This is a genomic window from Pseudomonas sp. CHM02, assembly GCF_000612585.1.
Classification (GTDB): Bacteria; Pseudomonadota; Gammaproteobacteria; order Pseudomonadales; family Pseudomonadaceae; genus Aquipseudomonas.
On sequence record NZ_JFCA01000030.1, the window covers coordinates 76,989 to 99,997 of the forward strand.

The window sequence follows — 23,009 nt, forward strand, 5'->3', positions numbered from 1 at the left end:
TAGCGCTATCGCCGGCAAGCCGGCTCCTACAAGGAGGGCGGTTACTTCTTGGTCTTGGCCTTGGCGCCGCGCTGGCGCTGGGCTTCGAACAGGCAGACGCCGGTGGCGACCGACACGTTGAGGCTGCTGACGCTACCGGCCATCGGCAAGTGCACCAGGTAATCGCAATGTTCACGGGTCAGGCGGCGCATGCCCTTGCCTTCGGCACCCATGATCAGGATGGTCGGGCCAGTGAGGTCCTGGTCATAAATGCTGACCTCGGCCTCCCCCGCCGTACCCACGACCCACAGGCCGCGCTGCTGGAGCTTCTCCAGGGTACGCGCCAGGTTGGTCACGGCCACCAGCGGAATTACTTCCGCCGCGCCGCAGGCGACTTTACGCACGACCGGCGTCAGGGTCGCCGACTTGTCCTTGGGCACGATCACCGCCAGCGCGCCGGCAGCATCCGCCGAACGCAGGCAAGCGCCAAGATTGTGCGGGTCGGTCACGCCGTCCAGCACCAGCAACAGCGGCGCGCCTTCGGTACGGTCGAGCAGCTCGTCGAGCATCGCTTCGCCCCAGACCTGGCTCGGACTGACGTCCGCAACCACGCCCTGGTGAACGCCCTCCACCCACACGTCCATTTCACGACGCTCGGCCTGGCCGATGGCAACCTTGTTTTGGGTGGCCAGCTCGACCAGCGCTTGCACGCGCGGCTCGCTGCGGCCTTCGGCCAGCCATACTTGCTTGACGCGCTTAGGGTGGTGACGCAGCAGTGCTTCTACGGCGTGGACGCCGTAGATTTTTTCCAGACTCATGACTTGGCCTTAGGTTTGCGCGACCCGCCGCTTTTCGCGGGAGCCGAACCCGCTTTTGGCGGGCCTTTACGGTGTTTACTTGGCTTGCTCGACGGCTTTTCCGCCCCGTGGGACTTTCCCCCAGACGCCGCTTTACCACCGCTTTTGGCTTCGTTGAGCAGCTGCTGCTTCAACTCGCGGCTCTTGCGCAGCTCGGCGTTTTTCGCCGCTGCATCGCTTGGGCGGTAGGCTTCGGGGGCCTTGTCCTTGGCAGAAGAACGACGACCGGCCTTGGCAGGTGCAGGCTCGACGGCCGCTGCTTTCGCGGGAGCACCTTTGCCTTTGGCTGCCGGCGCTGCGGTTTCGCTGCCGCGTTTTTTACGGCCAGTCGGTGCCTCGGCGGGCTTGTCGGACATACCGAAGTCGATCTTGCGCTCGTCGAGGTCGACGCGCATGACCTGCACTTCCACGGTGTCGCCCAGACGGAAGCTGCGACCCGTGCGCTCGCCCGCCAAGCGGTGATGCACAGGGTCGAAGTGGTAGTAGTCGCCCGGCAAGGCGGTGACATGCACCAGGCCTTCGACATAGATGTCGGTCAGCTCCACAAACAGGCCAAAGCCGGTAACGGCAGTGATCACGCCCGGGAAGGACTCGCCTACGCGGTCCTTCATGAACTCACACTTGAGCCAGTTCACTACGTCGCGGGTAGCTTCGTCGGCGCGGCGCTCGCTCATGGAGCACTGTTCGCCCAGTTGTTCCAGGGCCGCTTCGTCGTACGGATAGATCCGCGCCTTCGGAATGGTCATGGCACCGGCGCGCTTGACGTGCGGGGTGTTCTGCTTGGAGTGGATCACGCTGCGGATTGCGCGGTGCGTGAGCAGGTCCGGGTAACGGCGAATCGGCGAGGTGAAGTGGGTGTACGCCTCGTAATTCAGGCCGAAGTGCCCTTGATTGTCAGCGCTGTACACCGCCTGGCTCAGGGAGCGCAGCATGACGGTCTGGATCACGTGGTAATCCGGACGGTCCTTGATGCTGGCCAGCAGAGCCTGGTAGTCCTTCGGCGTCGGGCCGTCCTTGCCTTTGTGCAGGGACAGGCCGAGCTCGCCGAGGAAGGCGCGCAGTTTTTCCAGGCGCTCCGGCGGCGGCCCATCGTGCACACGGTACAACGCAGGAATCTCGTGCTTCTTCAGGAATTCCGCGGTGGCCACGTTGGCTGCCAGCATGCACTCCTCGATCAGCTTGTGCGCGTCGTTGCGGGTCGTCGGGGTGATCGCGGCGATCTTGCGCTCGGAGCCGAAGACAATCCGGGTTTCCTGGGTTTCAAAATCGATCGCGCCACGCACGTGACGAGCGCCCAGCAGCACTTTGTACAGCGCGTAAAGCTGCTTGAGGTGCGGTACGACATGACCGTACTCACCGCGCAAGGCTTTGGCTTCGCTGGTTTTCGGCTGCTCCAGGATGGTACTGACCTTGTTGTAGGTCAGGCGCGCCTGGGAGTGGATCACCGCTTCGTAGAACTGGTAATCGGTCATTTCGCCGGTTTTCGAGATGGTCATCTCGCAGACCATAGCCAAACGATCGACTTTCGGGTTCAACGAGCACAGGCCGTTGGACAACTCTTCCGGAAGCATCGGAATCACGCGCTCCGGGAAGTACACCGAGTTGCCACGCACCTGGGCTTCGTTGTCCAGGGCCGAACCGATCTTCACGTAGCTGGACACGTCGGCAATCGCCACGAACAATTTCCAGCCACCGGAGAACAGGCGCAGCTTGCCCGGCTTGGCTTCGCAGTAGACCGCATCGTCGAAGTCGCGGGCGTCTTCGCCGTCGATGGTGACGAACGGCAGATGGCGCAGGTCGATACGCTTCTCTTTGTCCTTCTCTTCGACTTCAGGCTTGAGCTTGCGCGCTTCTTTCACGACAGCTTCAGGCCACACGTGAGGAATGTCATAGGTGCGCAGCGCGACATCGATTTCCATGCCCGGCGCCATGTAGTTGCCGACCACTTCGATCACATCGCCCTGCGGCTGGAAGCGCGGAGTTGGCCAGTGGGTGATTTTCACCTCGACGAACTGACCGATCTTGGCGTTGGCGTTGCGGCCCGGGGTGATCAGCACTTCCTGCTGCACCTTGGGGTTGTCCGGCACGACAAAACCAATGCCGCCTTCTTCGAAGTAGCGACCCACGATGGTCTCGTGACCACGGGAAACCACTTCGACGATCACGCCTTCACGGCGACCGCGACGGTCCAGGCCGGAAACGCGAGCCAAGGCACGGTCACCGTCGAACACCAGGCGCATTTGCGCCGGGCTCATGAACAGGTCGTCGCTGCCGTCGTCCGGTATCAGGAAGCCGAAGCCGTCACGGTGGCCGGCAATGCGGCCGAGGATCAGGTCGAGCTTGTCCACCGGCGCGTAAGTGCCACGGCGGGTGTAGATCAGTTGTGCGTCGCGCTCCATGGCGCGCAGGCGGCGGCGCAGGGCTTCGAGCTGGTCTTCGGTGGTCAGACCGAATTCTTCGACCAACTGCTCGCGGCTAGCAGGCGAACCCCGATCGGCGAGATGCGCCAGGATCAGTTCGCGGCTAGGAATAGGGTTTTCATATTTTTCCGCTTCACGAGCGGCCTCGGGATCGAGGGACTGCCAATCGGCCATTAGAGAGTTTTCACCTTGTCTATATGCGGGTTAGTTTGGCATACGCGTATTGAAACGGGAAATTTCAGACGTCAACAAGCTTTTAAAAGCCCTTTGCAGCCCCCTCCGCGCACCTTGCACGACCATTGGCGAAATTTTCCAGGCTTTTTTCATAGCGGGGCTTTACAGCTCATAATCCCCTCCGTATAGTGCGCGCCATCGACGACGGCAACGTTGTTGGATAATGCCCAGGTGGTGAAATTGGTAGACACGCCAGCTTCAGGTGCTGGTGATCGCAAGGTCGTGGAAGTTCGAGTCTTCTCCTGGGCACCAAATTCAGATCAAACCCGCGAAAGCGGGTTTTTTCGTTTCAGGCCTCTGATTTTCAACGGAAAACTTGTTTTATTTTTTCGAATCAGGGGTTTACAGATCAAAAAGCCCTCCGTATAGTTCGCTCCATCAACGGCGCAAGCGTTGTTGATAATGCCCAGGTGGTGAAATTGGTAGACACGCCAGCTTCAGGTGCTGGTGACCTTACGGTCGTGGAAGTTCGAGTCTTCTCCTGGGCACCACATTCAGATCAAACCCGCGAAAGCGGGTTTTTTCGTTTCCGGGGTTTGAAAACTTCCCTGTCGATTTCCGCCTGCGTCCGCACCTGAGAAACTTTATCGTTTATCCTTGCAATGATTTGTTGCACACAAGCGAGGAAAACTTCGGATGACCATCCGCGATACCCGTCTCAAGACATCCCTTCTGCGTGGCCTGACCCTTACTCTGCTCGGCCTGACCTTGCTCTCCCCCACCGCCTATTCCGCCGACAAGGTCTCCCTGACCTTGTACAACGGCCAACACAAAGAAGTCGGCGATGAGCTCGCCAAGGCCTTCGAGGCCAAGACCGGCATTCACGTCAACGTGCGCAAAGGCAGCAGCAACCAACTGGCCAGCCAGGTCGTCGAAGAAGGCGACCGCTCCCCTGCCGATGTGATCTACACCGAGGAATCGCCGCCGCTGAACAAACTCGGCGAGCAAGGACTGCTGGCCAAGATCGACGCCGGCACTCTCGATGTATTGCCCAAGGATTATGTGGGCGCCAATGGCGACTGGATGGGCGTGACCGCACGCACCCGCGTCGTGGCGTTCAACCCGAAGCTGATTGCTGAAAAGGACCTGCCGAAATCGGTACTCGATTTCGCCGGCCCCGAGTGGCAAGGCAAGGTCGGCTTCGTGCCCACCAGCGGCGCATTCCAGGAACAGGCCGTGGCGATCATCAAGCTGCACGGTCGCGAAGCCGCTGAAGAATGGCTGACCGGCCTGCGCGCTTTCGGCAAGGTGTACAGCAACAACATGGTCGCCCTTAAAGCCGTGGAAAACGGCGAAGTGGCCACCGTACTGGTGAACAACTACTACTGGTTCGCCTTGAAGAAAGAAAAAACCAACCTGGATTCCCAACTGCACTACTTCACCAATGGCGACGCCGGCGGCTTGATCACGGTGTCTTCGGCTGCGGCGCTGAAATCCAGCAAGCACCCCAAGGAAGCCCAGCAATTGCTGGCGTTCATGGCCAGTGAAGAAGGCCAGCGCGTAATCACCAACACCTCGGCCGAGTACCCGCTGCGCAAAGGCATGGAATCCAGCCGCGGCCTCAAGCCTTTCAGCGAGCTGCAGCCGCCGAAAGTCACCCCCGCAGACCTTGGCAACGCCGAAGAAGCCCTGGACCTGGAACGTGACGTTGGCTTGAACTGATGAACCCATCGCTACCCACCCCTGCCTTGCGTAGGGGGTTCAGCCCAAGGCGCAAGCGCCCTTCGATCTGGCTGTTGCTGCCCGTGCTGTTCCTGGTGGGTTTGAGCCTGCTACCACTGGCGTATGTCGGGCTCAAGGCCTGGCAAGCCGGCTGGGCGGAGGCGGTGCACTTGCTATGGCGGCCCTATGTATTCGGGCTGCTGCGCAACACCTTCGCGTTGATGGTCGGGGTGACGGTCGCGTGTGGCGTGATCGGCCTGTCCCTGGCCTGGCTGCTGGAACGCAGCAACCTGCCGGGACGACGTATCTGGGGTGTGATCCTGTGCCTGCCGTTTGCGGTGCCGGCGTTTGTCAGCAGCTTTACCTGGGTGTCGCTGAGCGCCAATTTCGAAGGGCTGGGCGGGGCGATCCTGGTGATGAGCCTGTCCAAATACCCGCTGGTGTTTTTGCCGGTGGCGGCAACATTGCGCAATCTTGATCCCTCCCTGGAAGAATCGGCCCGCACCCTGGGACTGAACCGCTGGGGCGTATTCTTTCGCATCACCTTGCCGCTGCTGTGGCCATCACTGCTGGCCGGGGCACTCCTTATCGCACTGCACATGCTGGTGGAATTCGGCGCGCTGTCGATCATCGGATTGCAGACCTTCACTACCGCGATCTACCAGCAGTTCGAACTGGAATTCAGCAATGCCAACGCCGCAATGCTGTCGGCAGTGCTGCTGGTGATGTGCCTGACACTGCTGTGGCTGGAGCTGCGCGTACGCGGCAAGGGCCGACACGTGCGCATCGGCCAGGGCGCGGCGCGGCATGCGGAGCAGGTTCGACTGGGCAAGTGGGCGCCACTGGGCCAGGTGTATTGCCTGGCACTGGCGATCATCGGCAGCGGCATTCCGCTGGGCATGCTCGGGTATTGGTTGGCAGTCGGTTCGTCGGCTGCGTTTCCCGTGGCCGAGATCGGTGAGGCGCTGCTGTCTTCCCTGGCACTTTCGCTGGGCGGCGCCGCACTGTGCCTGGTGCTGGCGGTGCCGGTCGGGCTGCTGGTGGTGCGCTACAAAGGCCAACTGGCAATCTGGGCCGAACGCTTGCCGTATCTGCTGCATGCCCTGCCCGGCCTGGTGATTGCACTGACGCTGGTGTACTTCGCGCTGCATTACGTGCCGGCGCTGTACCAGACCTCGGCGTTGCTGTTGATTGCTTATGCGCTGCTGTTTCTGCCGCTGGCCCAGGCGCCGATTCGCACCGCCTTGAACAAGGCTGCACCACAATTGGAAGAGGCGGCACGCACGCTCGGCGCATCCTCGTTCAGCGCGTTTTGCCGGGTGACCCTGCCGATTATTTTCCCGGCATTGGGCGCGGCGTTTGCACTGGTGTTCCTGGATGCGATGAAGGAACTCACGGCGACGCTGCTGCTGAGCCCGACGGGGTTGAATACTTTGGCGACAGCGGTGTGGGCGCACACCTCGAATGTGGAATTCGCGGCGGCGGCGCCCTATGCGGCGCTGTTGATTCTGGTGTCGGGGCTGCCGGTGTACCTGCTGACGACGCGGATGTATTTGAGCCGCTGAGAGCGCTATCGCGGGCAAGCCCGACTCCCACATTTGGAATGCATTCCAAGGTGGGCGCCGGGCTTGCCCGCGATGACGCCGGAACAGGCGACGCTAGGCCCGGAACTGCCCCAGGCTTGCCTTCAATTGCGCCGCCAACCCATCCAGCACCTTGCCACTGGCCGTCGTCTCCACCACCGCCTGCGCCGCACGCTCGGCCTGGGCGTGGATCACCTCGACCCGCCCGCGCACCGCATGGGCGCCCTGCGCCTGGTGCTCGGCCGCACGCGTCGCCAAGCCGATCGCCGCATGCACTTGCTCCACCGAAGCCTGCACCGTCTGCTGCAAGCGCACGCTGTCGCGCAGCACCAGCAAACCTTCACTGGCTTGGCGCCCGGCCTTGCCGATGGTTTCCACCGCTTCGCGTGCGCCTTGCTGCAGCGCCACGATATGCGCCTGGATATCGCCGGTGGAGCTTTGGGTCTTGCTCGCCAGCGCCCGCACTTCGTCTGCCACCACGGCAAAGCCGCGCCCGGTTTCACCGGCACGCGCCGCTTCGATTGCCGCATTGAGCGCCAGCAGGTTGGTTTGCTCGGCAATACCATGAATCACGGTCAACACCACCTCGATCTGCTCGCTTTGCTGGGCCAGCCGCTCGATGACCTGGGAACCTGCCTGCACTTGGCCCGCCAGCGCTTCGATCAGGCTGCCGACTTCGGCTGAAGTGCGCGAGTTCTCATCCGTTGCCTGGCGAATATCCACCACCTGCTGCAACGCCGCCTGCATCGCATGGCTTTCGGCCTGCGCCTCGTCAGCCATTTGCGACAGCGCGCGCAAGCTCTCGGCCACTTCATCACGCTGCAGGCCGGCCGCCGCATCAGCACCGGCATTGCGCAAGGTCATGGCACCGATTTCTACTCCGGTACGCTGGGCCACATCGCCTGCCTCGCGCACGATCGGCTGCAACTTATCCACAAAGCGATTGACCGCCGAGGCCATGTCACCGATTTCGTCCTTGCTGCTGATCTGCACGCGCTTGGTGAGGTCGCCCTCGCCCGCCGCCAAGTCATCCATGGCCGCGATCAGCAGCTTCAGGCGGTTGACCACGCGCCGCCCCAGCACGATGGCAATCAACAGCAATACGCCAAAACCAACCAACGCGAGCCCCATGCCAATGCGCCAGCGCAAGGTGCCAGCAGCGTCCTGGACGGCGCTGGTGGTATTGGCGGTCATCTGAGTTGCAGTGGCCTGTGCGGATTGCAGACGAGCACCCATGGCGGCAGCGCTGTCGGCCGCCGCGCCTTTAAGGCTATCGCCAACCAACTGATCACCACTGGCGATCAGCGCCGCAAAACGCTTGTCGAGTGCTTGCAGGTCAGCTTCAACCGAGGCTGTCGAAACGCCCATGCGGACCTTGCCGATCTCTACCCCATTGGGGCTGATGGACGCTTCGACGTAGTACACCGCAGGGTCGCTCTTGGCCGCGTCCAACACTTTATCCAACGCACGCTCACCCGCGCCTTTTGCCAGCAACGCCTGGTTGATCGGGTTTTCCCGGTTCAGGTAGCGGGTCAGATGCTCACCCGCTGCGTCGTCATAGACCACGAACAACACATTGGGATTGCGCTGGGCGCGCCGGGCAAACTCCGACAGTGTCGGCACGTCGCTATCCCACATGGCACGAGGCGCTACCGAGGCCAGCAGCTGCGCCATATCATTGGCGGAGTCCTGCAGGTCTTTTTCCAGGGTCGCACGCAATTGCTTCTGCTCTTCCTGCAGGCGGGTCGAAAGCCCCGCTGTCAGACGCTGACGCGTGCTCGTAGACAAGCTGTCGAGACTGGACGTGACTTCCTTGCCAGCCTGCTCCAGCTCGCCAGACAGTTTCTGGCTGTCGATACCCAGGCGATTGCCCAAATCAGCTTCCAGCGCCGTGACCGTGCTGCGTGTGAGGGCAACCGCCACCAGCACTTGCACCAAAAGAGCGATACCTAGGGTAACGAACACCGGCCGCAACAGACGGCTTTGTAACAATGAGAGAACGGCAGACATCGGTAATCCCTCCACCACGGGTGCCATTAATTTGATAGCACCGCGAAAGAAAGAACCGAAGCAAGGGTCGTGCCGCTCAGGCGACAGAAACGACAAAGGGCTCCCGAAGGAGCCCTTTGCTTTTCACATCAATAGCTTATTAAGCGAACGGATGACGCAGAACGATGGTTTCGTTGCGGTCCGGACCTGTCGAAATAATGTCGATCGGTGCGCCGATCAGCTCTTCAACACGTTTGATGTAGGCACGAGCGTTGGCAGGCAGTTCTTCCAGGGTCTTGGCACCCACGGTCGATTCGGTCCAGCCCGGCACTTCTTCGTACACAGGCTGCAGGCCTACGTAGCTGTCAGCGTCAGTCGGGGCAACATCTTTACCTTCTGCGTCTTTGTAGCCGATGCAGATGTTGATGGTTTCCAGACCGTCGAGTACGTCCAGCTTGGTCAGGCAGATGCCCGAGATGCTGTTCACATCGATAGCGCGACGCAGGATAACCGCATCAAACCAGCCGCAACGACGAGCACGGCCGGTGGTCGCGCCGAATTCGTGACCTTGCTTGGCCAAGTGAGCGCCGACTTCGTCGAACAGCTCAGTCGGGAACGGGCCCGAACCTACGCGAGTGGTATAAGCCTTGGTAATGCCCAGGATGTAGTCCAGGAACATCGGGCCAACACCCGAACCGGTCGCAACGCCGCCAGCAGTGGTGTTGGAGCTGGTCACGTACGGGTAGGTGCCGTGGTCGATGTCCAGCAGCGAGCCTTGGGCGCCTTCGAACATGATGTCTTTGCCAGCGCGACGCAGGTCGTGCAGCTCGGCCGTCACGTCCAGCATCAGCGGCTTGAGCAGCTCAGCGTATTCCTTGCACTCGGCCAGGGTCTTTTCGAACTCGATGGCCGGCTCTTTGTAGTAACCCACCAGCATGAAGTTGTGGTAATCCACCAGTTCACGCAGCTTGTCTTCAAAGCGCGGCATGTTGAGCAGGTCGCCGACACGCAGGCCACGACGCGCAACCTTGTCTTCGTAGGCCGGGCCGATGCCGCGACCGGTGGTGCCGATCTTCAGCTCGCCACGCGCCTTTTCACGGGCCTGGTCCAGCGCAACGTGGAAGGACAGGATCAGCGGGCAGGACGGGCTGATACGCAGGCGCTCACGCACCGGTACGCCTTTCTCTTCCAGCTTGGTGATCTCGCGCAGCAACGCGTCAGGTGCAACCACTACGCCGTTGCCGATCAGGCACTGCACGCCTTCGCGCAGTACACCCGACGGGATCAGGTGCAAGACGGTTTTTTCGCCATCGATGACCAGGGTGTGGCCAGCGTTGTGGCCACCTTGGTAGCGCACTACGGCGGCAGCATGTTCGGTCAGCAGATCAACGATCTTGCCTTTGCCCTCATCACCCCATTGGGTGCCCAGGACTACGACATTCTTACCCATAACACTTGTCCTCATTCGCGCAAACTTGGTGCCGGCGATGGCCGGCAGGAAAACTCAAGAAGCCAGTGGCGATACTTGCCAAAGCCCGTTCTGCAGAATCAATTGCCGGTCGCAGTCCGCATCACGGGCGGCGGCCAATGGCTGCCCAGGCAAGGCCTGGACAACACGCTGACCCTCACTGCGCAACTGGCACACCTGCTGCCAGAGTGCTGCGTCCGTACTGTCGGGCATCCAGATGCCACCAGACGGCAGCTCGACCTCAGCACGCCCCAGGGTCACCAGGGTTTTCAAATCGGTGGAAAAGCCGGTGGCTGGACGCGCACGACCGAAGTCGGCACCGATATCGTCATAACGACCGCCTTGGGCGATGGCCTGGCCAACACCCGGTACAAACACCGCGAAGACCACACCGGTGTGGTAGTGGTAGCCGCGTAATTCACCCAGATCAAAGTACAGCGGCAGCTCCGGGAAGCGCGCCGACAACTGCTCGGCGATAGACAACACGTCATCCAGTGCAGCCAATACCGCCGCTGGCGCATTGGCCAGGCGCTCACGGGCAGCCACCAGGACTTCACGGCCGCCGCACAGGTTCACCAGTGCACGCAACATACCGGCGAGATCCGCTGGCACACCCTCGGTAAGGGCGATCACTTCATCGATAGCCTTGCGTTGCAGGGCATCGAACAACTGCTGCTCCACTTCACCGGACAAACCGGCCGCGCGGGCCAGGCCACGGTAGATACCCACGTGACCCAGGTCCATGTGGACATCCGGCACGTCAGCCAGTTGCAGCATCGCCAGCATCAAGCTGATCACTTCAACGTCGCTGCTCGGGCTCGCATCGCCGTACAACTCGGCGCCCAGCTGGATCGGGCTACGGGACGACGACAACGCACGCGGCTGTGCATGCAGCACGCTGCCGGCGTAGCACAGGCGGCTCGGACCTTCGCGGCGCAGGGTATGCGCATCGATGCGCGCCACTTGCGGCGTGATGTCGGCACGGAAACCCATTTGCCGGCCCGATTGCGGGTCGATGACCTTGAAGGTGCGCAGATCCAGGTCCTGGCCCGCGCCGGTCAGCAGGGATTCCAGGTACTCGATATGGGGGGTCACGACAAACTCGTAACCCCAGCTCTGGAACAGATCCAACACCTGGCGACGCGCTACTTCAATGCGCGCAGCTTCTGGTGGCAGTACTTCTTCGATGCCATCTGGCAGCAGCCAGCGGTCTACCGTTGCCATTACGCCATTCCCCTTTGATCCGGGCGGCCAGCCCTCGGCCGAGCCTTGAGTGAAGCAGAAAATACCCGCCCTCTGCATAAACCACGCGCAAGAGCGACGTGACGAACGGCCTGCAAACGGCCTCGTCGGGCACTTTCCTCGAAAAACCTGTCACGCCTGCCGAATCAAACATGCAGACGCAAAAAAGCCGGGAATTTCCCGGCTGCCGCATCATACACCCGTTTTCTGAAAGGATCACCCCGCCAGGCGTTTTAGCCGCCCGACGGAGTGCTTCCTACACAGTGACGAGCTGATTACTTGGCTTTTTCCAGATAGCGGAAGAAATCGCTACTTGGGTCCAGCACCATGACGTCGGTTTTGTTCGCGAAGCTTTCACGGTAGGCACGCAGGCTACGGTAGAACGCGTAGAACTCCTGGTCCTGGCCGTACGCCTTGGCGTAGATCGCCGCGGCTTGAGCGTCGCCATCACCACGGGCCTCTTCAGACTCGCGATAGGCTTCGGCCAGCAGTACACGGCGCTGACGGTCGGCATCCGCACGGATACCTTCAGCCAGCTCGTTACCCTTGGCGCGGTGCTCACGGGCTTCACGCTCACGCTCGGTGCTCATACGCTCGAACACGCTGCGGTTCACTTCCTTCGGCAGGTCGATGGCCTTGACCCGAACATCGACTACTTCGATGCCCAGTTCTTTTTCCGCCATCGTGTTCAGCGAACGCGTGATGTCAGCCATCAGCGCGTCACGCTCACCGGATACCACCTCGTGCAGGGTGCGCTTACCAAACTGGTCACGCAGGCCCGACTCCAGACGACGCGACAAACGCTCGTCAGCAATCTGCTTGAGGCCGGAGGTGGCGGTGTAGAAGCGCTCGGCATCCTTGACGCGCCACTTGGCGTAGGCGTCAACCATCACGGCTTTCTTTTCCAGGGTCAGGAAGCGCTGTGTCGGTGCATCCAGGGTCATCAGGCGGGCGTCGAACTTGCGCACCTGGTTGACGTAGGGGACTTTCACATGCAGGCCCGGCTGGACATCCGCCTGGACCACGCGACCGAATTGCAGCAGCACCGCACGCTCGGTCTGAGCCACGATGTAGAAGCAGTTCCAGGCAGCGATGACCACGACGACGCCCACAATCAGGGCGGTCAGCGATTTATTGCTCATCAACGACTCTCCCTGGTACGTGTTTGCTGTTGCAGCAAGTCAGCGGCCGCACGGGCGCTCGCTTCATTGGCAGCGGCATTGGAACCGGTGGACGGTGCGCCGGTGCTGCTACGACCACCTTCGATCATCTTGTCCAGCGGCAGGTACAGCAGGTTGTTCTGCCCACCTTTGCTGCCGGTCACGAGAACCTTGCTGGTGTTGCTGAAGACTTCCTGCATGGTGTCCAGGTACAGACGCTCACGCGTGACTTCCGGCGCCTTGCGGTACTCGGCGACCAGCTTGGTGAAACGATCCGCCTCACCCTTGGCGCGGGAGACCACTTCGTCGCGGTAACCGTTGGCATCCTCGAGGATACGCTGGGCCTGGCCACGGGCTTCCGGCACGACGCCGTTGGCGTAGGTTTCAGCCTGGTTGCGCGAACGCTGCTCGTCTTCACGGGCACGGATCACGTCATCGAAGGCTTCCTGTACTTCACGCGGTGCAGCTGCGCTCTGTACGTTCACCTGGGTCACCGTGATACCGGTGCGATAGGTATCGAGGAAGCGTTGCAGGCGCTCCTTGATCTCGCTGGCCATCAACTCACGACCTTCGGTCAGCACCTGGTCCATCGCGGTAGAACCGACGACGTGGCGCAGGGCACTTTCGGTGGCGTGTTGCAGGCTGATTTCCGGCTGGTCGACGTTCAGCACGAAGTCCTGCAGGTTGCTGATCTTGTACTGCACGGTCAGCGGCACTTCGACGATGTTCTCGTCTTCGGTCAGCATCTGGCCTTGCTTGGTGTAGGCACGCTCACGCGTGACGTTTTCCATGTACTTCTTGTCGATCGGCGGGAAGTAGATGTTCAGGCCCGGGCCGACGGTCTCGTAGTACTTGCCGAAGCGCAGCACCACGGCTTGCTCCTGCTCGTCCACCACGTAAACGGCGCTGTACAGCCATACGGCCGCCAGCACGACAAGACCCAGGCCCAGCAGGCCATAGCCACCGCCCTTGCTTGTGCGACCGCCGTCGTCACCACCACGTTTTTTTCCACCACCGAACAACCCATTCAGGCTTTCCTGCAGCTTTCGGAAGGCCTCGTCGAGATCTGGTGGCCCCTTGCGGTCGCCATTATTGCGGCGCTTACCACCCCAAGGATCCTGATTATTCGAGTTGCCACCCGGCTCATTCCAAGCCATAGCGCTCTCCATCTGATAAAGCAAAGACGCACCCACGGCGCGCCGACCAATGCTACAGAATGCCTGCCACTGCGGCACAACCGCTTTAGGAGGCTTTTATTGCAAAGTGTGTTGTTCGATGAACTCTGTCGGTACCACGCCTTCACGGCTGACCAGCCGATTCAGCTCCGAGCGCGGCAATCGAACGGCCAGCAAGCTGACACCTTCTTCGTCGTGTTCTTCTTTCTGTACCGCGCCCAACTCGAAAAACTGTGCACGCAGTCGAGCAAAACGCTGGGGCAAGCGCAAGGTGCCAACGAACAAATCGCTGCCGAGCAGCTCGGCAATGGCTTGTTCAAGCAACTCAAGACCACTGCCGTCACGCGCTGAAAGCCAGACCCGCTGGGGTTTTCCGTTTTCGTCGCGCTGGATCTGTGGCTCTACGCCTTCAAGCAAATCGAGTTTGTTATAGACCTCGAGGATCGGCAAGTCCTGGGCCCCAATCTCGCCCAGCACCAGCATCACCTGTTCAATCTGCAGCATGCGATCCGGTTCGGCCGCATCGATCACGTGCAACAGCAGGTCGGAGTTGCTCGACTCTTCGAGCGTAGACCGAAATGCCTCGACCAGCTTGTGCGGCAAGTGACGAATGAAACCCACGGTGTCGGCCAGGACGATCGGCCCCAGGTCGTCCAGATCCAGACGGCGCAAGGTCGGGTCGAGGGTGGCGAACAGTTGGTCGGCCGCGTACACGTCCGATTTCGTCACGTTGTTGAAGAGTGTGGATTTGCCGGCGTTGGTATAGCCCACCAGGGACACGGTAGGGATATCCGCACGGGAACGACCACGGCGCGATTGCTCGCGCTGGCTGCGGACTTTCTCGAGGCGGCCCTTGATCTGGCGCAGGCGAACCCGCAGCAGACGCCGGTCGGTTTCGAGCTGGGTTTCACCCGGGCCGCGCATACCGATACCGCCACCCTGGCGTTCAAGGTGAGTCCAGCCGCGGACCAGTCGCGTGCTCATGTGGTCAAGCTGGGCCAGTTCGACCTGGAGCTTGCCTTCATGGGTACGGGCGCGCTGGGCGAAAATATCGAGAATCAGACCGGTACGGTCAATCACGCGACACTCGAAGACACGTTCGAGGTTACGTTCCTGACTGGGCGTGAGGACATGATTGAAGATCACCAGATCGGCTTCTTCGGCATGGACCAGGTCGCGCAGTTCCTCGACCTTGCCGCTGCCAATCAGGAATTTGGCGGTTGGCCGATGACGCGGCACGTTAAAAAACGCAACGGTCTCGGCGCCGGCCGAATTTGCCAACTCCTGAAACTCCTGCGGATCTTCGCGCGCCTCAGGGTCCTGTCCATCCAAGTGAACGAGGATTACTCGCTCACCACCACCGTGGCGCTCAAAGAACAAAGGAGACTCCTATCAGGCGTTACCTGGCTCAGCGTCAGCTGCATCATCACCTGCTGCGCTAGGCAGACGGATTGGACGAACTGGAACGACTGTCGAGATAGCGTGCTTGTAGACCATCTGGCTGACGGTGTTTTTCAGCAGGATCACGAACTGGTCGAACGACTCGATCGTGCCTTGCAGCTTGATACCGTTGACCAGGTAGATGGAAACCCCCACTTTCTCTTTACGTAAAGTATTCAAGTAAGGGTCTTGTAGCGAATGCCCTTTTGACATGTGCCGCACTCCTTTAAGGATCAATAATAAAAAATCGGAAAATAGATAGCTCATGGCCGTCACACCCCCAAGGATAGACGGCAATTGCAAGGACTCAGCTCAATATGGAGACCGATCCCAAGTATTTCAAGGCGCGTGACAGATTGTCGCTGTCCAGGCTGTCCAGCCAGTGCAAATCGCTCCAGCTGCGCAACCAGGTGAACTGGCGTTTCGCCAATTGGCGCGTGGCAATGATGCCGCGCTCCTGCATTTCGGCTGACGTCAGCTTGCCATCCAGATGATCCCAGACTTGGCGGTAGCCTACAGCACGTATCGAAGGCAACCCTGGATGCAGGTCACCCCTGGAACGCAGTGCTACGACCTCGTCTATAAACCCCTGTTCCAACATAATTGTGAATCTTTGTGCAATTCGTTCATGCAGCACCTGGCGATTTGCCGGAGCGATGGCCAGATTCGCCACAGTATAGGGCAATTGTGACTGTCCAGATGCGCCTGCATCGGCACTTTGCGCACTTTGTTTCAGCCGATGTTCAGTCATGGTCTGCCCGCTCACACGCCAGACTTCCAAGGCGCGAGTGAGGCGCTGGGGGTCATTGGGGTGAATGCGCGCGGCGGATACCGGGTCTACCGCTGCCAACTGGTCGTGCAGGGCTTGCCAGCCAAGGCGTGCAGCCTCGTCCTCAAGCTCGGCGCGCACCTGGGCGTCGGCCGGCGGCATATCTGCCAGGCCTTCCTGCAACGCCTTGTAATAGAGCATCGTGCCGCCCACCAGCAGCGGAATATTGCCCCGCGCAGTGATATCGGCCATGGCGGCCAGGGCGTCGTTGCGGAAATCCGCCGCCGAGTAGCTCTGCGCCGGGTCGATGATGTCGATCAATCGGTGCGGGTACTGGGCCAGCAGTGCTTTTGACGGCTTGGCGGTGCCGATATCCATGTCCCGGTAAACCAGGGCAGAGTCGACACTGATCAGCTCGCACGGCAGCACCTTGGTCAGCTCGATGGCCAGGTCAGTCTTGCCGGCGGCCGTGGGGCCCATCAGGAAGATCGCGGGGGGCAAGGCACTCATCAACGGCCGCGCAGGAACAGTTTGTCCAGATCGTCCAGGCCCATCTGGGTCCAGGTCGGTCGGCCATGGTTGCATTGCCCGCTGCGCTCGGTGTTTTCCATATCGCGCAGCAAGCCGTTCATTTCCGGCAGGGCCAGGCGGCGATTGGCGCGGATGGCGCCGTGACAGGCCATGGTGCCGAGCAATTCGTTGATGTGCGCCTGGATACGGTCACTGGTGCCGTATTCCATCAAGTCCGCCAGCACGTCAGCCACCAGACGGTTGGCCTCGGCCTGCTTGAGCAGCGCGGGAATCTGGCGGATGGCCAGGGTTTCCGGACCCAGGCGTTGCAATTCAAAGCCCAGCTTCTGGAACACGCTGTGGTGTTCTTCGGCACAGTCGGCCTCACGCTGGCTGACCGCCAGGGACTCCGGCACCAGCAGCGGCTGGCCGCTGAGGCCCTCACTGGCCATGGCAATCTTGAGGCGCTCGTACATGATCCGCTCGTGGGCGGCGTGCATGTCCACCAGCACCAGGCCGTGGGCGTTTTCCGCAAGAATGTAGATGCCCTTGAGCTGTGCCAATGCATAACCCAGCGGCGGAATATCGCCGCCACCTTCCGGCAAGGCAACCGCTGCGCCCGGCTCGGCACCCGGCAGCGGCGCAAAAAACTCGCGATAGGCAGCCTGAGCCTCGGCCACCGGCACTGCCGATTGCGGGCGCGGGGTGTATTGGTACTGATAACCCGAGCCGGAGCCGGCGTTCGGCTCGGTATACGACGGTTGCGGCTGCGGCGATTGCAGCAGGTTGCCCGCCAGGCTCATTTCGCCCTGAGGGCCGAATTCACCGGCTTCCGGTCCGCTCGGTCGAACCACCGCTGTCACAATCGGCGCGGACAGTTGATCGTCCGGGCGCACATCGCCCAGGGTGCGGTGCAGCGTGCCATAGAGGAAGTCATGCACCATGCGCCCATCACGGAAGCGTACTTCGTGCTTGGTCGGGTGCACGTTGACGTCCACCACCGACGGGTCGACCTCGAAGAACAGCACAAACGTCGGATGACGCCCGTTGAACAGCACATCGCGATAGGCCTGGCGCACCGCATGGGCCACCAGCTTGTCGCGCACCGCACGGCCGTTCACGAAGAAATACTGCAAGTCTGCCTGGCTACGGGAAAAGGTCGGCAGCCCCACCCAACCCCACAGCCGCAGGCCATTGCGCTCGATTTCAATCGGCAACGCCTGCTCCAGGAAGCCCGCGCCGCAAATTGCCGAGACACGGCGAGCGCGCGCGGCGTCATCATTGGCTTCATGCAGGCTGAGGATGGTCTTGCCGTTGTGGCGCAGGTGGAACGCCACGTCGAAGCGGGCCAGGGCCAGACGCTTGATGACGTCCTGCAGGTGATCGAATTCGGTCTTTTCGGCCTTGAGGAATTTGCGCCGCGCCGGGGTGTTGAAGAACAGGTCGCGCACTTCCACCGACGTCCCGACAGGGTGCGCCGCCGGCTGGACCCGAGGCGCCATGTCGCGGCCTTCGGTTTCCACTTGCCAGGCCTGTTCGGCGTCGCGGGTGCGAGAGGTCAGGGTCAGGCGCGCCACAGAGCTGATGGACGCCAGGGCTTCACCGCGAAAGCCCAGGCTCATCACCCGTTCAAGGTCTTCCAGGTCGCGAATCTTGCTGGTGGCGTGTCGCGCCAGGGCCAGCGGCAGGTCATCGGAAGAGATGCCGCTGCCATCGTCGCGCACGCGCAGCAGCTTGACGCCGCCCTGCTCTACGTCGACATCGATACGCTTGGCACCGGAGTCGATGCTGTTTTCCAGCAGTTCCTTGATCACCGATGCCGGGCGCTCGACCACCTCGCCCGCCGCAATCTGGTTGGCAAGGCGCGGGCTCAGCAGCTCAATGCGGGATCCGCTGTTCAGGAGTGATTCACTCATTATTGCGCCGCCAATTCAGTGCCAGGGATCGTCAACACCTGGCCGACCTTCAATTCATCCGTCTTCAGGTTATTGGCGCTGCGCAACGTCGCGGCCGACACCTGGAAACGCACCGCTAGCATCGCCAGGGTATCGCCCGGCTGCACGCGATGGTCACGCGGGCCCTGGGCGATTTTCCCCGAATCACGCAGCCAGGCGATGTAGGTGCCCGGCGGAGGGTTCTGCTGGAAGAACTGGCGGATACCGGCGCTGATCGAACGCGCCAGCGCCTGCTGGTGACTGGCACTGGCCAGCTTGGAGGCTTCGTTGGAATTGGAGATAAACCCGGTTTCCACCAGGATCGATGGGATATCCGGCGATTTCAGCACCATGAACCCGGCCTGCTCTACACGCTGCTTGTGCAGCGAGGTGACCCGGCCGATGTTGCTCAGCACCTTCTGGCCCACGTTCAAGCTGGACGTCAGCGAAGCGGTCATCGACAGGTCGAGCAGCACGCCGGCGAGCATTTTGTCCTTGTCATCGAGGGACACGTTGCCGGCCCCGCCGATCAGGTCGGAACGGTTTTCACTGTCGGCCAGCCAACGCGCAGTTTCGGACGTCGCGCCGCGATCCGACAGGGCAAACACCGACGCGCCAAAGGCAGCGGCCGAAGGCGCGGCGTCGGCGTGGATCGACACGAACAGGTCCGCGCCCTTCTTGCGGGCGATTTCGGTCCGGCCGCGCAACGGAATGAAGTAGTCGCCGGTACGGGTCAGCTCGGCGCGGTAGCCTTTCATGCCATTGACCTGGCGCTGCAGCTCGCGGGCGATGGCGAGTACCACGTCTTTTTCGTGCTGGCCGCGCGAGCCGGAAGCGCCAGGGTCTTCACCACCATGGCCAGCGTCGATCACCACGATGATGTCGCGCTTGCCGGCCGGAGCCGGTGGCGGCGGTGGTAGCTTGACCTGCGGCTGCGACGGGTTGACCGGCACAGCCGGCACCGTTGCCACGCTCGGGGTCGGTGCAGGCGGCGGCGCGGCGTCGGCGGCGTTGTCGAACAGGTCGACCACCAGCCGGTTACCGTACTGGGCGTTAGGCGCCAGGGAGAAGCTTTTCGGGGTCACGACCTTTTTCAGGTCGATCACCACGCGCAGGTCGGTCGGCGTACGCTGGGCCGAGCGCATGGCGGTAATCGGGGTGTTGGCGGTGGACACTTTCAAGGGCGCGGCCAGGGTCGCACCGTTGATGTCGATCACCAGGCGATCAGGCGCCGTCAGGGTAAAGACGCTGTGCTGGACCGGGCCAGACAGGTCGAACACCAGTCGCGTGTTATCTGGCGCTCGCCACAGGCGAACACTCTTCACCTGTGAAGCAGCCAGAGCATTGACAGTCATTGCCGCAAGCAACACCCCCACGACAGCAACCAACGCGCGAAAGCGCATACCTAACCCCACCAATTATTTGAATTCCAATGCCAAAGCGGCGCACCACGACTGGCCGCGCGCGCTCTGGGGCAACAACTTCAACTGACGTCCGTGCTCATGCGGCGTAATGGTAATGGTCATGTCAGGCTTTGGCAAAAAGCCTGTGCCTTTATCTGGCCACTCGATCAGGCACAACACATCTTCATCGAAGTAATCCCGGATGCCCATGTACTCCAGCTCTTCGGGGTCCACCAGGCGATAAAGGTCAAAGTGGAAAGCGCGCACCGCACCGATCTCGTAGGGCTCTACCAGGGTAAACGTAGGGCTTTTTACTGCTCCTGTGTGGCCCAACCCTCGGATAATCCCTCGGGACAACGTGGTCTTGCCCGCCCCCAGATCGCCTTCCAGAAAAATCAGCCCGGCGCCAGTCGTCACCTGTGCAATGCGGTGCCCGAACGCAACCATGGCCTCTTCATCGGCCAGGAAAAGGATTACTTCAGACACGGCGACTGCTCCTCCAGCAATTGACGAATAGCGGGTATCAGATCGCTCGCTGCCAGCCCGCGACCAAAGGTGCCCTGGCGATCGCCAGCGGTAGCGTGCAACCACACTGCCAGGCAGCTCGCGTCATAGGCGGGCATGCCTTGGGCCATCAGCGCGCCGACCAGACCGGCAAGTACATCACCAAGTCCCGCCGTGGCCATGGCCGGATGGCCTTGGTCGCATCGCGAAATACGCCCGTCCGGGCTGGCAATCAAACTGCCAGCCCCTTTGAGGATAGCTACTGCGTTGAATTTCTGGCTCAGCGCGCGCGCGATGTTAAGGCGATCGGCCTGAACCTCGCCTGTCGAAATACCCAACAAGCGCGCCGCCTCGCCCGGATGCGGAGTGATCACGCAGTTGGCCGGCAGGCTGACGCTGCCGGTGGCGAGCTGATTCAACGCGTCGGCATCCCACACCTGCGGCAGGCGGGCGTTGGCGGCGACGGAAAGCAGGCTTTTGCCCCAGGACGCGTCACCGAGCCCAGGCCCGATCACGATGACCGAGATCTTTTCCAGCAGGCTCATCAGTTGATTGGCCGAGTTGACGCCGACGGTCATGACTTCCGGCAGGCGAGCCAGGGCCGCGGGCACGTGCTCCAGGCGCGTCGCCAGTGACACCATGCCGGCGCCGCTGCGCAAGGCGCTGTCGGCACTCAGCAGCGCTGCGCCGCCGAATCCGCGGTCACCACCGATGACCAGCAGGTGGCCGAACAGGCCCTTATGGGCGTCCGGGGAGCGTGCAGCCAGTTGCGGCAAATGGCCGTGCAACAGCGGCTGTACGTCGGTTATTGCGTGTTTTGTCTGCGGCATGCGTCTTCAAGCTCCGATGTCTGGCAGAATTATACCTATCTAACCTGCGGTTTCCCTTGTCTCATGCCTGCCATCACCACCGATCTGCCTGCCCTCGCCCAATCGATCAAAGACTGGGGCCGTGAGCTGGGCTTTCAACAAGTCGGCATCAGCGGCCTGGACCTGGCCGAGCATGAACAGCATCTGCAGCGCTGGCTCGACGCGGGCTACCATGGCGAGATGGAGTACATGGGCGCCCATGGCAGCAAGCGCTCCCACCCCGATGAGCTGGTACCAGGCACCTTGCGCGTGGTCTCGCTGCGCATGGATTACCTGCCCGGCGACACGCAGATGGCACAACTGCTGGCCAAGCCGGAAAAAGCCTATATCTCGCGTTACGCCCTGGGCCGCGACTACCACAAGCTGATCCGCAAGCGCGTGCAGCAATTGGCTGACCGCATTCAAGCGCAGATCGGCCCGTTCGGCTTCCGTGCGTTTGTGGACAGCGCGCCGGTGCTGGAAAAAGCCATCGCCGAAAAAGCCGGGCTGGGCTGGATCGGCAAAAACACCCTGGTCCTCAATCGCAAGGCCGGCAGTTATTTCTTCCTGAGTGAGCTGTTTGTCGACCTGCCGCTGCCGATCGACGCCCCCCACAGCACCGAGCATTGCGGGCGCTGCACGGCGTGCCTGGACATCTGCCCCACCAATGCCTTTGTCGGCCCCTATGTGCTGGATGCCCGACGCTGCATTTCCTACCTGACCATCGAGCTCAAAAGCGCGATCCCCGAAGACCTGCGCGCACTGATTGGCAACCGCGTGTTCGGCTGCGATGACTGTCAGATCGTTTGCCCATGGAATCGTTTCGCCCGCGCCACCGCCGAAAGCGATTTCAAGCCACGGCACAATCTGGATAACGCGGAACTGGCCGAGTTGTTTATGTGGGACGAGGATAAATTCCTCAGCAGCACCGAAGGCTCACCCCTGCGCCGCGCCGGTTATGAGCGCTGGCTGCGCAACCTGGCGGTAGGCCTGGGCAACGCGCCATCGAGCATTCCGGTACTGGAGGCCTTGAAAGCCCGCCGTGATTACCCGTCCGAACTGGTGCGCGAACACGTGGAATGGGCGCTGAACCAGCACGCGAGCCGTTAGTGCACGTCGTCGTTGTAGACGAACTTGGGCATTTCCCAGTGAAAACGGATCGCCAGCAGGCGCAGTAGAAAACCGCTGAACAGGGTCAGCAGGATGGCCTGTTCGCTGGGCAGTTCCAGATAAAGGCACAGCATGTAGAACCAGGCGGCGAGGAACGACACGCTGGCGTACAGCTCGCGGCGGAAGATCAGCGGAATGTCGTTGCAGAAAATATCCCGCAGGATGCCGCCAAACACCCCGGTGATCACGCCACTGACGGACGCGACCAGCATGCCATGGCCCATTTCCAGGGCGGTCATGCAGCCGATCAGAGTGAAAGCCACCAGTCCCACGGCGTCCAGCGCCAGGAACAGCGAGCGCAGGTGGCGCATCAAAGGCGCGATAAAGATCGTCACCAGTGCCGCGATGGACGTCAGCACCAGGTATTCCGGGTGCTTGACCCAGGTCAGCGGGTAATGCCCCAGCAGCACGTCGCGCACCGAACCACCGCCCAACGCCGTCACGCAGGCGATCAGCACGACGCCAAACCAGTCCATGCCACGCCGCCCGGCGGACAGCGCGCCAGTCATGGCTTCGGCGGTAATGGCGACGAGGTAGAGCATCAACAGCATGATGGCGATCCTTGCAAAGAGGCCGGCAGTCTAATCATTTGCTGATGGCACCAAAAGAGGGCAAGCCATTATCTGCCGCAAACTCGATCCTGTAGCCCGGCTTGCCGGCGA

General features: G+C 61.5%; 18 protein-coding genes and 2 tRNA genes. 5 read left to right on the plus strand and 15 right to left on the minus strand.

Annotated features, from left to right (window positions below; translation table 11 throughout):
- Nucleotides 1–41: 41 nt before the first annotated feature.
- Nucleotides 42–797, minus strand: coding sequence for a 23S rRNA (guanosine(2251)-2'-O)-methyltransferase RlmB (gene rlmB, locus BM70_RS0118505; protein WP_005784248.1), 756 nt, complete (start codon nt 795–797; stop codon nt 42–44).
- On the minus strand, nt 794–3,430 hold the full coding sequence (gene rnr / locus BM70_RS0118510) for a ribonuclease R (RefSeq protein ID WP_025857360.1): 2,637 nt from the start codon (nt 3,428–3,430) through the stop codon (nt 794–796). Before rnr ends, rlmB begins: the two co-directional genes overlap by 4 nt.
- Before the next feature lie 225 nt (nt 3,431–3,655).
- Between rnr and BM70_RS0118515 the strand changes: the two genes are divergently transcribed.
- The 4 genes from BM70_RS0118515 to BM70_RS0118530 all read left to right on the plus strand — a co-directional run bounded on the left by BM70_RS0118515 (nt 3,656) and on the right by BM70_RS0118530 (nt 6,717).
- Nucleotides 3,656–3,742 (plus strand) — tRNA-Leu (locus BM70_RS0118515).
- Nucleotides 3,743–3,894: 152 nt separating this feature from the next.
- A tRNA-Leu gene (locus BM70_RS0118520) sits at nt 3,895–3,981 on the plus strand.
- 145 nt (nt 3,982–4,126) lie between these two features.
- The gene (locus BM70_RS0118525) at nt 4,127–5,152 is read left to right on the plus strand and encodes an extracellular solute-binding protein (protein ID WP_025857361.1); all 1,026 of its coding nucleotides are present in this window, start codon (nt 4,127–4,129) and stop codon (nt 5,150–5,152) included.
- Nucleotides 5,152–6,717, plus strand: a complete 1,566-nt coding sequence (locus BM70_RS0118530) for an iron ABC transporter permease (protein ID WP_025857362.1) — start codon at nt 5,152–5,154, stop codon at nt 6,715–6,717. The genes BM70_RS0118525 and BM70_RS0118530 overlap by 1 nt, the downstream gene beginning before the upstream one ends.
- 93 nt (nt 6,718–6,810) lie before the next feature.
- Here the strand turns inward: BM70_RS0118530 and BM70_RS0118535 are convergent, their stop codons facing one another.
- The 12 genes from BM70_RS0118535 to BM70_RS0118590 all read right to left on the minus strand — a co-directional run bounded on the left by BM70_RS0118535 (nt 6,811) and on the right by BM70_RS0118590 (nt 21,159).
- Nucleotides 6,811–8,745, minus strand: a complete 1,935-nt coding sequence (locus BM70_RS0118535) for a methyl-accepting chemotaxis protein (protein WP_025857363.1) — start codon at nt 8,743–8,745, stop codon at nt 6,811–6,813.
- A 139-nt stretch (nt 8,746–8,884) separates the two neighbouring features.
- Complete coding sequence (locus BM70_RS0118540; protein WP_010213605.1) at nt 8,885–10,174, minus strand: adenylosuccinate synthase; 1,290 nt, start codon at nt 10,172–10,174, stop codon at nt 8,885–8,887.
- A 54-nt stretch (nt 10,175–10,228) separates the two neighbouring features.
- Nucleotides 10,229–11,416, minus strand: coding sequence for an ATP phosphoribosyltransferase regulatory subunit (locus BM70_RS0118545; RefSeq protein WP_025857364.1), 1,188 nt, complete (start codon nt 11,414–11,416; stop codon nt 10,229–10,231).
- Between the two features lie 293 nt (nt 11,417–11,709).
- Nucleotides 11,710–12,576: a protease modulator HflC gene (gene hflC / locus BM70_RS0118550; RefSeq protein WP_025857365.1), complete on the minus strand. Its 867-nt coding sequence runs from the start codon at nt 12,574–12,576 to the stop codon at nt 11,710–11,712.
- Entirely contained in the window at nt 12,576–13,751 is a 1,176-nt protein-coding gene (gene hflK / locus BM70_RS0118555) for an FtsH protease activity modulator HflK (protein ID WP_025857366.1), read from the minus strand. The genes hflC and hflK overlap by 1 nt, the downstream gene beginning before the upstream one ends.
- Before the next feature lie 96 nt (nt 13,752–13,847).
- On the minus strand, nt 13,848–15,149 hold the full coding sequence (gene hflX / locus BM70_RS0118560) for a ribosome rescue GTPase HflX (RefSeq protein ID WP_025857367.1): 1,302 nt from the start codon (nt 15,147–15,149) through the stop codon (nt 13,848–13,850).
- A gap of 12 nt (nt 15,150–15,161) precedes the next feature.
- Nucleotides 15,162–15,422, minus strand: coding sequence for an RNA chaperone Hfq (hfq, locus tag BM70_RS0118565; RefSeq protein ID WP_003171355.1), 261 nt, complete (start codon nt 15,420–15,422; stop codon nt 15,162–15,164).
- Between the two features lie 94 nt (nt 15,423–15,516).
- Nucleotides 15,517–16,488 carry a tRNA (adenosine(37)-N6)-dimethylallyltransferase MiaA gene (gene miaA, locus BM70_RS0118570; protein ID WP_025857368.1) on the minus strand — a complete coding sequence of 324 codons (972 nt, stop codon included), beginning with the start codon at nt 16,486–16,488 and terminating at the stop codon, nt 15,517–15,519.
- The gene (gene mutL / locus BM70_RS0118575) at nt 16,488–18,404 is read right to left on the minus strand and encodes a DNA mismatch repair endonuclease MutL (RefSeq protein WP_025857369.1); all 1,917 of its coding nucleotides are present in this window, start codon (nt 18,402–18,404) and stop codon (nt 16,488–16,490) included. Before mutL ends, miaA begins: the two co-directional genes overlap by 1 nt.
- A complete protein-coding gene (locus tag BM70_RS0118580) occupies nt 18,404–19,825 on the minus strand; it encodes an N-acetylmuramoyl-L-alanine amidase (protein ID WP_025857370.1) in 1,422 nt (473 codons plus the stop codon). The genes mutL and BM70_RS0118580 overlap by 1 nt, the downstream gene beginning before the upstream one ends.
- 15 nt (nt 19,826–19,840) lie before the next feature.
- Entirely contained in the window at nt 19,841–20,311 is a 471-nt protein-coding gene (gene tsaE, locus BM70_RS0118585) for a tRNA (adenosine(37)-N6)-threonylcarbamoyltransferase complex ATPase subunit type 1 TsaE (protein WP_025857371.1), read from the minus strand.
- Nucleotides 20,299–21,159 (minus strand): NAD(P)H-hydrate dehydratase, encoded by an 861-nt coding sequence (locus tag BM70_RS0118590; RefSeq protein ID WP_025857372.1) that lies wholly within the window; start codon nt 21,157–21,159, stop codon nt 20,299–20,301. Before BM70_RS0118590 ends, tsaE begins: the two co-directional genes overlap by 13 nt.
- Nucleotides 21,160–21,222: 63 nt before the next feature.
- On the opposite strand from BM70_RS0118590, the gene queG reads away from it, so the two are divergent.
- On the plus strand, nt 21,223–22,287 hold the full coding sequence (gene queG, locus BM70_RS0118595) for a tRNA epoxyqueuosine(34) reductase QueG (RefSeq protein WP_025857373.1): 1,065 nt from the start codon (nt 21,223–21,225) through the stop codon (nt 22,285–22,287).
- On the opposite strand, the gene BM70_RS0118600 is transcribed toward queG, so the two are convergent.
- Nucleotides 22,284–22,901 (minus strand): trimeric intracellular cation channel family protein, encoded by a 618-nt coding sequence (locus BM70_RS0118600; protein ID WP_177326565.1) that lies wholly within the window; start codon nt 22,899–22,901, stop codon nt 22,284–22,286. The two genes, queG and BM70_RS0118600, sit on opposite strands and share 4 nt — an antisense overlap.
- Between the last annotated feature and the right edge of the window lie 108 nt (nt 22,902–23,009).